The 10,635-nt window shown below is 71.3% G+C and carries 11 protein-coding genes and 1 tRNA gene; 9 read left to right on the top strand and 3 right to left on the bottom strand.

All coding sequences use genetic code 11. The annotated features are described in order from the left end of the window. Window positions 1-552 precede the first annotated feature (552 nt). The 9 genes from rpmI (at window position 553) to QFW77_RS12475 (ending at window position 6,578) form a co-directional block, all read left to right on the top strand. Window positions 553-750 (top strand): 50S ribosomal protein L35, encoded by a 198-nt coding sequence (gene rpmI, locus QFW77_RS12515; protein ID WP_024889803.1) that lies wholly within the window; start codon window positions 553-555, stop codon window positions 748-750. 12 nt (window positions 751-762) lie between these two features. Continuing rightward, a complete protein-coding gene (gene rplT, locus QFW77_RS12510) occupies window positions 763-1,122 on the top strand; it encodes a 50S ribosomal protein L20 (RefSeq protein WP_180678114.1) in 360 nt (119 codons plus the stop codon). A gap of 153 nt (window positions 1,123-1,275) precedes the next feature. Beyond that, on the top strand, window positions 1,276-2,286 hold the full coding sequence (pheS, locus tag QFW77_RS12505; protein WP_280575070.1) for a phenylalanine--tRNA ligase subunit alpha: 1,011 nt from the start codon (window positions 1,276-1,278) through the stop codon (window positions 2,284-2,286). Between the two features lie 123 nt (window positions 2,287-2,409). Further along, entirely contained in the window at window positions 2,410-4,818 is a 2,409-nt protein-coding gene (pheT, locus tag QFW77_RS12500) for a phenylalanine--tRNA ligase subunit beta (RefSeq protein WP_280575069.1), read from the top strand. 19 nt (window positions 4,819-4,837) lie between these two features. Further along, window positions 4,838-5,140 (top strand): integration host factor subunit alpha, encoded by a 303-nt coding sequence (locus tag QFW77_RS12495; protein WP_280575068.1) that lies wholly within the window; start codon window positions 4,838-4,840, stop codon window positions 5,138-5,140. Continuing rightward, complete coding sequence (locus QFW77_RS12490; RefSeq protein ID WP_280575067.1) at window positions 5,133-5,489, top strand: MerR family transcriptional regulator; 357 nt, start codon at window positions 5,133-5,135, stop codon at window positions 5,487-5,489. The genes QFW77_RS12495 and QFW77_RS12490 overlap by 8 nt, the downstream gene beginning before the upstream one ends. A gap of 83 nt (window positions 5,490-5,572) precedes the next feature. Then, window positions 5,573-5,649, top strand: a tRNA-Pro gene (locus QFW77_RS12485). A gap of 72 nt (window positions 5,650-5,721) precedes the next feature. Further along, complete coding sequence (locus QFW77_RS12480) at window positions 5,722-6,174, top strand: cupin domain-containing protein (protein ID WP_425603322.1); 453 nt, start codon at window positions 5,722-5,724, stop codon at window positions 6,172-6,174. A 26-nt stretch (window positions 6,175-6,200) separates the two neighbouring features. Next, window positions 6,201-6,578: a hypothetical protein gene (locus QFW77_RS12475; protein WP_280575064.1), complete on the top strand. Its 378-nt coding sequence runs from the start codon at window positions 6,201-6,203 to the stop codon at window positions 6,576-6,578. A gap of 149 nt (window positions 6,579-6,727) precedes the next feature. Here QFW77_RS12475 and dxs read toward each other — a convergent pair whose 3' ends face one another. From dxs to QFW77_RS12460, 3 genes are all read right to left on the bottom strand, one after another. Continuing rightward, on the bottom strand, window positions 6,728-8,635 hold the full coding sequence (gene dxs, locus QFW77_RS12470; RefSeq protein WP_280575063.1) for a 1-deoxy-D-xylulose-5-phosphate synthase: 1,908 nt from the start codon (window positions 8,633-8,635) through the stop codon (window positions 6,728-6,730). A gap of 75 nt (window positions 8,636-8,710) precedes the next feature. After that, window positions 8,711-9,826 carry a hypothetical protein gene (locus QFW77_RS12465; protein WP_280575062.1) on the bottom strand — a complete coding sequence of 372 codons (1,116 nt, stop codon included), beginning with the start codon at window positions 9,824-9,826 and terminating at the stop codon, window positions 8,711-8,713. A 96-nt stretch (window positions 9,827-9,922) separates the two neighbouring features. After that, a complete protein-coding gene (locus QFW77_RS12460; protein ID WP_331487957.1) occupies window positions 9,923-10,594 on the bottom strand; it encodes an HNH endonuclease in 672 nt (223 codons plus the stop codon). Window positions 10,595-10,635 lie beyond the last annotated feature (41 nt).

Genomic DNA, 10,635 nt, shown 5'->3' with positions numbered 1-10,635 from the left:
TGGCCCGATCCGCCGCCGCAGACCGTCCCTGGTCTGCTGTCCGCATCCCCCGGCCCGGACGCCGCGTCGGCGATTCGCTTGCGGATGCTCGGTAGCCACTCGCTCCGAAGTCGACCAACGCTCGAGCGCGAGCCGCGCCGGGGGTGTTGCGCAGAGCAGACCATGGATGGTCTGCGGCCCTGGCTCCGGCCATGGATGGCCGGACGGAAGGGCGGAGCAATACCCCCGGCGCGGCTCACGCTCCGCGGCGGACACCCAAGCCGCTCTCGGCGCGGGGTCGCGACCGCCGTCGCTCCCGCGGTTCTGGGAGTGCACGGCCGCTTGCGCGGTGCCTCCCGGCCTGAGGCACGGCTCCAACCGTCTGATTTGCAAGCCAAACCCCGGGGCGGCATAATGGCCGGCCCGGTTCGCCGGGTTGTCGTGCGCAACACTCAGGACCCGCCGCGATTCCGTTGTGGATCAGTGGCTTACAACCGGTCAGGGCAGGATGGAAAGCGTGGCTGAGAGGCCGCCGCCCGCGCCAGTCGCAGCAAGACCCACAAGGACATCGCAATGCCCAAGATCAAGACCCACCGGGGCGCGGCCAAGCGCTTCCGGAAGACCGCTTCCGGAAAGTACAAGGCGGGCCACGCCAACCGCAGCCATATCCTCACCAAGAAAGCGACCAAGCGGAAGCGCAACCTCCGGCAGACGAATCACGTCCGCGCCGAGGATGCAGGCCGTCTGGACCGCATGTTGCCCTATCTCTGAGGAGGCTGAACCATGGCACGAGTCAAGCGGGGCGTCACCGCACGCCGTCGTCACAAGAAGGTCCTGAAGCTCGCCAAGGGCTACTACAACGCGCGCCGCAAGGTCTTCCGCGTCGCCAAGCAGGCGGTGATCAAGGCCCAGCAGTACGCCTACATCGGCCGCAAGCAGAAGAAGCGCAACTTCCGTTCGCTGTGGATCACCCGCATCAACGCCGCGGCGCGCATCAACGGCATGAGCTACAGCCGCTTCATGAACGGCCTGTCCAAGGCCGGTATCACCCTGGACCGCAAGGTGCTGGCGGACATCGCCGTGCACGATGCCACCGGGTTTGCGGCCCTGGCCGAGAAGGCGAAGGGCGCTCTGGCGGCCTGAGCCGCCGTCTCCACGCACAGCGGTATCGACGGCTCGCCGTCGGGACAGGTGGGGAAGGGCGCAGGTCCTTCCCCATTTTTTTGGCGCCGGCGGCGCCGGAGCCGACCGCTCCCGGTAGATCCGGGGCCGGCGGAACCTGGGGAACACGGGCGGATGAGCGGGATCGAGCAGATCGAGACACAGGCGCTGGCCGACATCGCCGCGGCGGACTCACCCGATGCGCTCGAGGCGCTGCGGGTGGCGCTGCTGGGCAAGGGCGGCAGCATCACCGCGCAGCTGAAGTCGCTGGGGGGCTTGCCGGCGGAGGAGCGCAGGATCGCGGGTGCGGGAATCAACCGCGTCCGGGATGCGGTGGGCCGGGCGCTCGCGGAGCGGCGCGAGGCGTTGGACCAGGCGGCGCTCGATGCCAGGCTCGCCGGGGAAACCATCGACGTCACCCTCCCGGGGCGCAACGCCGCCCGTGGCGGGGTGCATCCGGTCAGCCGCACCATCGAGCGGATCGCCGAGATCTTCGCCCGGCTGGGCTACGAGCTCGCGGACGGCCCCGAGATCGAGGACGACTGGCACAACTTCGAGGCGCTGAATTTCCCCCCGCACCATCCCGCGCGGGCGATGCACGACACGTTCTACCTGACCGACGACGGCAGCGGCGTCGCCCGGCTGCTGCGCACCCACACCTCGGGCGTGCAGGTGCGCTACATGGCCGAGCACGCGCCGCCGCTGCGGATGATCGCACTGGGCAAGGTCTACCGGTCAGATTCGGACCAGACCCACACCCCGATGTTCCACCAGTGCGAGGGCCTGCTGGTCGACGAGCGCGCCAGCTTCGCCGACCTCAAGGGCACCCTGGTCGAGTTCGTGCGCGCGTTCTTCGAGCGCGATTTCGAGATGCGGTTCCGCCCGAGCTACTTCCCCTTCACCGAGCCCTCGGCCGAGGTCGACATCGCCTGGCAGCAGGCGGACGGCTCGACCCGCTGGCTGGAGGTTCTCGGTTGCGGCATGGTGCATCCGAACGTGCTGCGCAACGTCGGCATCGACCCCGAACGCCATACCGGCTTCGCCTTCGGCATGGGTGTCGAGCGTCTGGCGATGCTCCGCTACGGCGTCGGCGACCTGCGCGCGTTCTTCGACAACGACGTGCGGTTCCTCAGGCAGTTCGCCTGAGGCACGGGATTGGTGATTCGTGATTGGTGATTCGTAGCAGCGGATCGCCGCGGCGGTCACGGTCCGGGCACGAGCCGCCTTTACGAATCACGAATCCCCGATCACCAATCACGGCTTTTCAACATGAAATTCAGCGAAAACTGGCTCCGCCAACATGTCGCCATCGAGGCCTCGCGCGACCAGCTCGCCGCCACGCTGACCGCGATCGGCCTGGAGGTGGAGGAGGTCACGCCGCTGGGCGAGGGCCTGGAAGGCGTGGTGGTCGCGCGCATCGTCGCCGCGGAGAAGCACCCGCAGGCGGACCGCCTGCAGGTCTGCCGGGTCGATGCCGGCCTGGACGCGCCGCTGCAGATCGTCTGCGGCGCGCCCAACGCGCGGGTGGGCCTGTTGGCGCCGCTGGCGATGGTCGGCAGCCGTATCGGCGAGCTCACCATCGAGGCGGCGAAGCTGCGCGGCGTCGAGTCGAACGGCATGCTGTGCTCGGCGCGCGAGCTGGGCCTGGACAGCGACGGGTCGGGGCTGATGGAGCTGCCCGACGACGCCCGTCCGGGCACGCCGCTGGCGGAGCATCTCGGGCTGCCGGACGCGACCTTCGAGCTCAAGCTCACTCCCAACCGCGCCGACTGTTTCGGCATCCGCGGCATCGCCTTCGACGTCGCCGCGGCCTGCGGCGGCGAGGTCGCGGCGGATGGCATCGAACCGGTTGCGGCGCAGACCGACGCCGCGCTGGAGGTCTCGCTCGATGCGGGCGCCGATGCGCCGCGCTACCTCGGCCGGGTGATCTGCGAGGTGGATGCCGCGCGCGCCACGCCGCTCTGGATGGCCGAGCGCCTGCGCCGCAGCGGGGTGCGTCCGGTCGGCTTCCTCGTCGACGTGACCCAGTACGTGATGCTCGAGCTCGGCCAGCCGATGCATGCCTTCGACCGCGACCGCCTGCAGGGACCGGTCGGGGTGCGCCGTGCCCGTGCCGGCGAGGCGCTGCGGCTGCTCGACGGCCGCGAGGCCGTGCTCGACGAGGGCTTCCTGGTGATCACCGACGCCGACCGCGCGGTGGCGCTGGCCGGGGTGATGGGCGGCGACGACACCCGCGTCGGCAGCGCCACACGCAACGTGTTCCTGGAGGCGGCGCACTTCGCACCCGCCGCGGTGATCGGCCGCGCCCGGCGGCTCGGCATGCAGACCGATGCCGCGCACCGCTTCGAGCGCGGCGTGGACCCCGGCCTGCCGCGCCAGGCGCTCGAACTGGCGACCCGGTTGATCATGGAAACCGCCGGCGGCCGTCCGGGGCCCGTCGTCGAGGCGGTGCTGCCCGAACACCTGCCGCAGCCGCGGACGATCCCGCTGCGCCGCGCGCGCCTGGCGCGCGTGCTCGGGCTGGAGATCGCCGATGTCGAGGTCGGGCGCATTCTGCGCGCGCTGGGACTGGTCGTTGAGGCCGACGCCGGGGGCTGGCGCGTGACCACGCCGGCGCGTCGCTTCGACCTGGAGATCGAAGAGGATCTGCTCGAAGAGATCGCGCGCATCCACGGCTACGACCGCATTCCCGCCACCGTGCCGGCCGGGGCCACGCGCGTGGCTCCGGCCGCCGAAGGCCTGGTGGCTGAAGCCGAGCTGCGCCGCCAGCTGGTCGCGCGCGACTACCTCGAAGCGGTGAACTACGCCTTCGTGGACGCGGGGCTGCTGGCGCGCTGGGATGCCGGCGAGGGCGCGGTCGCGCTGGCCAATCCGCTGAGCGCCGAACTCGGCGCGATGCGCACCATGCTGCTGCCGGGGCTGGTGGATGCGCTGGCGCGCAACGCCGCGCGGCAGCAGCCGCGGGTGCGCCTGTTCGAGATCGGCAAGGTATTCGCAAGCCGGGCATCGGGCATCGGGAATCGGGAATCGGCGAGCGCGGAGGCCGCCGCGCCGGTGGAGACTGCGCGAATCGCGGCGGTGGCGGCCGGCGCTGCCTCCGCCGAGCAGTGGGGAACGGAAGCGCGCGAGGTGGATTTCCACGATCTTCGTGGCGACCTCGAGAGCCTGGCCGCCTGCGCCGGTGCGGTGCTGGAGTTCCGGCCCTCGCAGCGGCCCTACGGGCATCCGGGGCGTTCGGCCGAGGTGTTCCGCGACGGCAGGCCGGCCGGCTGGATCGGCGAACTGCATCCGCGGCTGCTGGCCGGGCTCGGGCTCGACCACCGCGCCGTGGCCTTCGAGCTCGACCTCGCGCCGCTGCAGCGGCGCGCCTTGCCGGTGGCGGAGGCGCTGACGCGGTTTCCGTCCGTCCGCCGGGACCTCGCGTTCGTCGTCCCGCAGCAGGTGCCCTGGGCTGCGCTGGACGCCTGCATCCGCGACGCCGCGGGACCGCTGCTGGCCGGGCTGCGGCTGTTCGACCGTTACCAGGGCAAGGGGGTCGAAAACGGGTGCAAGAGCCTGGCCATCGGCTTGATTCTGCAGGACAAATCGCGCACTCTGACCGACCGCGACGCGGAGGCCGTGACGGAACGCGTCATCGCCGCGCTGCGGGACGGATACGGTGCGAGTATCAGAAGCTGATGGTGCCCCGGGGAGCAGCATGGCATTGACCAAGGCGGAAATGGCCGAACGCCTCTACGAGGAGGTCGGTCTCAACAAGCGCGAGGCGAAGGAATTCGTCGACGCGTTCTTCGACGCGCTGCGCGAAGCGCTGCAGGGCGGGCGCCAGGTCAAGCTTTCCGGCTTCGGCAACTTCGACCTGCGGCGCAAGAACGAGCGCCCCGGCCGCAATCCGAAGACCGGCGAGGAGATCCCGATCTCGGCGCGCACCGTGGTGACCTTCCGCCCGGGCCAGAAGCTGAAGGAACGCGTCGAGGCCTACGGCGGTACCGCGCATGCTTGATCCCGGCAGCAACCGCGAGCTCCCGCCGATTCCGGCCAAGCGCTACTTCACCATCGGCGAGGTGAGCGAACTGTGCGACGTCAAGCCGCACGTGCTGCGGTATTGGGAGACCGAGTTCCCCGGCCTCAGCCCGGTCAAGCGCCGCGGCAACCGACGCTACTACCAGCGCCACGACGTGCTGATGGTGCGGCAGATCCGCGCGCTGCTGTACGAACAGGGCTACACCATCGGCGGGGCGCGCCTGCGCCTGGAGGGCGATGGCGCCAAGCGGGAGTCGGCGCTGAGCAGCCAGATCGTGCGCCAGGTGCGGACCGAGCTGGAGGACATCCTGCAGCTGCTTCGGCGCTGACCGGCCGTGGCGCTGGGATGGCGGGCCCAATCCCGCTACAATCAGCGCCCGCCCGGCGGCCGCTGGCCGCCGGCGGGAGCTTTCGGGGTGTAGCGCAGCCTGGTAGCGCACCTGTCTGGGGGACAGGTGGTCGTCGGTTCGAATCCGGCCACCCCGACCAATTCCGCCCCGGCCCGCCTCGCGCGGGCCGCCGCGTCTTCGCCGCCCGGGCCCGGGCGCGATGGAGGGCACGGTGAGCGCGACCGAGCTGGTCCGTGCGCTGGGGCTGCAGCCCCATCCCGAGGGTGGGCACTACCGGCGCGTGTACACCTCTGCGGCCCGTGCGGGCGATCCTGCTGACGGCCGCGCGGCGCTGAGCGCGATCCTCTACCTGCTCGCCGCGGGCCAGCGCAGCCGCTGGCACCGCATCGATGCCGACGAGGTGTGGCACTGGCACGGCGGCGACGCCCTGGAACTGCTCAGCGTCGACCCGGCCGGTGCCGGACTGGTTCGCCATCGCCTTGGCGCGGGAGCGCAGCGGGTGGCGGTGGTGCCTGCCGGCGTCTGGCAGGCGGCGCGGCCGCTGGGCAGGTACGCGCTGACGCTGTGCACGGTCTCGCCGGGGTTCGTCTGGGCGGGTTTCGAACTTGCCGGGGAGGACCATCCCGTGAGCGCGGAACTTCGCCGTCTGGGCGTCTTCCATTGAACACCTGTGGCCCAAGGATGACGACCATGTCCGCCGCGCTGCTTTGCCTGCTTCTGACCTTCTCCCCCGATGTGTCCGCCCAGGTCGCGCGAGATCCCGCGCCGGCCGTGCAGCCCACGACCACAGAGCTCGCAGCGCCCGCACCCGACGATGACGGCATCGTCGACATGGAGGCCCTGGTCGTCTCCGGGGTCCAGCCGGGGCCCGGGTTGTGGAAGGTGTCGCGCGACGGCCGGGTGCTGTGGATCCTCGGCACCGTGGCGCCGCTGCCGCGGCGCATGGAGCGGGCGTCGGACGAAGTGGAGGGCATCGTCGCGGCCTCGCAGGAGGTGCCCGATCCGCCCTCGATGGCGATGCGCTCGGGGCTGGGCGCCACCGCGTGCCGCGCACGCCGGTGCAGCTGACCATCGTCATCGAGGATCCGAAGAACGCGATCAGGGAATTCAACGCCGGTCCGCCGGCCGACACCGAGTGTTTCGAGCGGACCCCGGCGCGCATCGAGACCGACCTGGAGGCGCTGCGCGCGCGCGCCAATGCGCCGGGCGCGGCCGGCTCAGGCGATCGCGGCGCGGGCCCCGCTGCCGTCCGCCAGCCCGGGCCAGCGCGCCAGCACCGCCGCGCGAATACCCGCCGCATCCAGCCCGGCCTCGGCCAGCAGGTCCTCGCGGCTGGCGTGGTGCTGGAACGCGTCGGGCAGGCCCAGGTGCAGGATCGGCAGGGCGATCGCTTCGGCATTGAGGGATTCGGCCACCGCAGAGCCCGCACCGCCCATCACCACGTTGTCCTCGAGGGTGACGAAGCCCTCGTGCGAGCGCGCCAGTTCCAGTACCAGTGCCCGGTCCAGCGGCTTGACGAAGCGCATGTTGACCACGGTCAGGCCGAGCGCTTCGCCGACCCGTTCCGCGGCCGGCACGAGCGCGCCGAACGCGAGCAGGGCGATGCGCGCTCCGCGCCGGCGCACCTCGGCCTTGCCGATCGGCAGGGTGTCGAGCGACGCCTGCACCGCGATCCCGGGGCCGGTACCGCGCGGATAGCGCACCGCCGCCGGGCCTTCATGGCGGAAGCCGGTGGACAGCATGCGCCGGCACTCGCTCTCGTCGGCCGGCGCCATCACCAGCATGTTGGGCACGCAGCGCAGGAAGGAGAGATCGAGGTTGCCGGCATGGGTGGCGCCGTCGGGCCCGACCACGCCACCGCGGTCGATCGCGAACAGCACGTCGAGCTTCTGGATCGCCACGTCGTGCACCAGCTGGTCGTAGCCGCGCTGCAGGAACGTGGAGTAGATCGCCACCACCGGCTTGGCGCCCTCGCAGGCCATGCCGGCCGCCAGGGTGACGGCGTGCTGCTCGGCGATGGCGACGTCGAAATAGCGCTCGGGATACTCGCGGCTGAAGCGTACCAGGCCGGAGCCTTCGCGCATCGCCGGGGTGATCCCCATCAACCGCTCGTCGGCGGCGGCCATGTCGCACAGCCAGTCGCCGAAGACATCGGTATAGGTCGGCTTCTTCCCGCCCGGCTTGGCGACCACGCCCTGCGAGGGGTCGAACGGCGAGACCGCGTGGTAGCCGATCTGGTCGCCCTCGGCCAGGCCGTAGCCCTTGCCCTTGGTGGTGATGACGTGGAGCAGCTGGGGACCCTTCAGGGTGCGCAGCGTCTTCAGCGCGCCGATCACGGCCTTGACGTCGTGGCCGTCGATCGGGCCGGTGTAATGGAAGCCCATTTCCTCGAACAGCGTCGACGGCACGAACATCCCTTTCCAGTGCTCCTCCCAGCGACGCACGAACTTCGCCGGCGGGCTGTTCTTGTCGCCGAGCAGCTTCTTGCCGCCCTCGCGCAGGGCGTTGAGGGTCCTGCTGCCGGTCATCCGGCCGAGCATTCGGGTCAACCCGCCCACGTTCTCGCTGATCGACATCCGGTTGTCGTTGAGCACCACCAGCAGGTCGGGCTCCGGGTCCATGCCGCCGGCGTGGTTGAGCGCCTCGTAGGCCATCCCCGCGGTCATCGCGCCGTCGCCGATCACCGCCACCACCTTGCGATGGTTGCCGGCGCGGGCGTTGGCGATGGCCATCCCCAGCGCGGCCGAGATCGAGGTGCTCGAATGGCCGACCCCGAAGACGTCGTACCCGGATTCCTCGCGCTTGGGAAACGGCGCCACGCCGTCCTTCTGCTTGACCGTGTGGATCGCGTCGCGGCGGCCGGTAAGGATCTTGTGCGGATAGCACTGGTGGCCGACGTCCCAGACGATGCGGTCCTCGGGGGTGTCGTAGAGATAGTGCAGCGCGGTCGTGAGCTCGATCACGCCCAGACCGGCACCGAAGTGACCGCCGCTGCGGCCGACCGATTCGATCAGGTAGGCGCGCAGCTCGTCGGCGATCGCCGGGAGTTCGGCCTCGTCGAAGGCGCGCAGCTCGGCCGGGGAATCGATGCGGGACAGGCGCGGATAGCGCGTTGAGTCGATCATCCGGCCATTTTCGCCCCCGCCGCCGCGACGGGCAAGGAAAGCCGGCGCGGCGCGCGGGCGCCGCGCCGGCCCGGTTCAGGGTTTGCGGCGCAGCCGGCCGAAGAAGCCGCCCGAACGGGCCGGGGTTTCCGGCTCCGGCGTCGGCTCGGGCACCAGCTCGGCCGCGCCGGTGGCGAGGTTGGCGTTGATGAAGTCGGCGACCTCCGGCAGCGGCGTGCTGCTGGCCTCGGCGATCTCGGCGAGGGTCGCCGGACCGCGCATCATCGCGGTGGCGATACGGAAATGGCGCGGGTACTCGCGTTCTGTCTGCGACCACTTGGTGAGCCGGTAGCGCCCGTCCGGGTCGTTGCCGGGCAGGAGCTCGCCCTTGCCGGCCGAAAGGCCGCCCAGCCACACCAGCCGAGACAGCGGCTGCGCATCGCCGGCCGCGGCGGTGCCGGCGGTCCAGGTCGGATCGTCGACCCGCTCCAGATCCTCCTCGCGTACGGTGCCCTCGAAGTACCCGGCGAGCGGCTTGAGGAGGGCGGGGCCGTGATACTCGCGTGCGGCCGGATCGATCCAGAGCGTCGGGCCGTCCCCGCGCCGGTAGCGGCGGCGCCCGGCCAGCGCGCCGGGTTGCAGCCAGTCGGCCAGCACCGGATCTCGCGCCGGCGGCGGCGGGCGCGGTTGCGGCGGTGGCGGGGGGGCCGCGATGGGCGCGGCTTCGACGGAGGGCGCTGCGGGCTCGGCCGGGTCCTGCGCCGCCGCCTCTCCGGCTTCCTTGCCGCCCGGGGGCTCGATGGCCGGTGCCGGGCCTGCCGCAACCGGTGCCGGCGCGGCTTCGGGCGCGGCCGGCGCCGCCTGGGCGGATTCGATGGCGGCCGGTTCCGCGGCCAGATCCACCCCGGCCTTGGCGGCGATCTCGCGCAGCAGGCCGATCACCATCACCGTGTCGAACGGCCGGCCGAGGCGGAAATCGGCCTGGGTGCGCGGGGAGGCGGTCAGGCCGACCACCTGCTTGCCGGCCGCATGCAGGCGCAGCCAGCCCATCGGCCCGTACATGCTGTCCATGTCGATGACCACGTAGTCGGCGGTGGTTTCCGGCACCAGCGAAAAATGCGCGTGGAGCTCCGCATTGGCTTCGGCGAAGGCCGCACGCAGTGCGGTCTCGGTTGCCTGGTCCATGCTGGTGAAGCCGATGGTCAAAGCCATGCTGCGGCGCTCGCGGATCGGGAAACGGCGAGTTTAGCCTGAGACGGGGGCGCGGGCAGGCGGGAGGGGAGCGCGGCCGCGCGGGCCGACGGCGCGTCAGCCGGGACGGCGCTTCTTTCTGGGCAGCTGCGAAGTCAGGAACGCCATCTGGTCGGCGAGGATGTTGCGGTTGGAGAGGATCAGGTGCTCGATCCAGCTTGGCCGGTACGGCACCGCGAGCAGCGGCATCGAGGCCTGCGCCGGGGTCCGGCCGCCCTTGCGCGAGTTGCAGTGGAAGCAGGCCGAGACCACGTTCTCCCAATGGTCGCGTCCGCCCTGCGAGAGCGGCATCACGTGGTCGCGGGTGAGCTGTTGGCGCGGGAAATGGCTGCCGCAGTACAGGCACAGGGACTGGTCGCGGGCGAACAGCGCCGCGTTGGTCAGCGCCGGGGTCGGGTCGAGCGCCTTGGCGCGGGCATGGCCGCGGGCGGCGATGATCGGGTGCAGCGGCATCACGCTGCGCTCGCCGCTGCTGCGGCTGATCCCGCCGCGCACGTGCAGGCACGGGTCGCCGAGGGTCCAGGCCACCGCCTCGCGCGCGTACAGGCAGGCCGCGTCCTGCCAGCTCATCCAGTCGAGCACCCGGCCGTGGGCGTCGAGCGAGAGCAGGCGGACGCTGTCGAGCCGGGCGGGTGGTGGAGGCTGGGCGATGACGCCGGCGGATGCGTCGACCGGACCGCGGCCGGAACCGGCAGTGAGCAGCTGGAGCTTCGCTCTGTCGCCCTTCATTGGAGCAACAGCTTATACCCGAATGTTGATGTTTTGTGTAT

Source organism: Luteimonas endophytica, from assembly GCF_029887875.1.
In the GTDB taxonomy this organism is placed as follows: Bacteria; Pseudomonadota; Gammaproteobacteria; order Xanthomonadales; family Xanthomonadaceae; genus Luteimonas; species Luteimonas endophytica.
Note: the sequence above shows the minus strand (reverse complement) of the source record. Positions and strands in the feature narration are given on the sequence as shown.

Excerpts from the sequence above, each read along its gene's own strand:
- rpmI (WP_024889803.1), top strand. The coding sequence starts at position 553 with ATGCCCAAGATCAAGACCCACCGGGGCGCGGCCAAGCGCTTCCGGAAG.
- rplT (WP_180678114.1), top strand. The coding sequence starts at position 763 with ATGGCACGAGTCAAGCGGGGCGTCACCGCACGCCGTCGTCACAAGAAG.
- pheS (WP_280575070.1), top strand. The coding sequence starts at position 1,276 with ATGAGCGGGATCGAGCAGATCGAGACACAGGCGCTGGCCGACATCGCC.
- pheT (WP_280575069.1), top strand. The coding sequence starts at position 2,410 with ATGAAATTCAGCGAAAACTGGCTCCGCCAACATGTCGCCATCGAGGCC.
- QFW77_RS12495 (WP_280575068.1), top strand. The coding sequence starts at position 4,838 with ATGGCATTGACCAAGGCGGAAATGGCCGAACGCCTCTACGAGGAGGTC.
- QFW77_RS12490 (WP_280575067.1), top strand. The coding sequence starts at position 5,133 with ATGCTTGATCCCGGCAGCAACCGCGAGCTCCCGCCGATTCCGGCCAAG.
- QFW77_RS12475 (WP_280575064.1), top strand. The coding sequence starts at position 6,201 with ATGTCCGCCGCGCTGCTTTGCCTGCTTCTGACCTTCTCCCCCGATGTG.
- dxs (WP_280575063.1), bottom strand. The coding sequence starts at position 8,635 with ATGATCGACTCAACGCGCTATCCGCGCCTGTCCCGCATCGATTCCCCG.
- QFW77_RS12465 (WP_280575062.1), bottom strand. The coding sequence starts at position 9,826 with ATGGCTTTGACCATCGGCTTCACCAGCATGGACCAGGCAACCGAGACC.
- QFW77_RS12460 (WP_331487957.1), bottom strand. The coding sequence starts at position 10,594 with ATGAAGGGCGACAGAGCGAAGCTCCAGCTGCTCACTGCCGGTTCCGGC.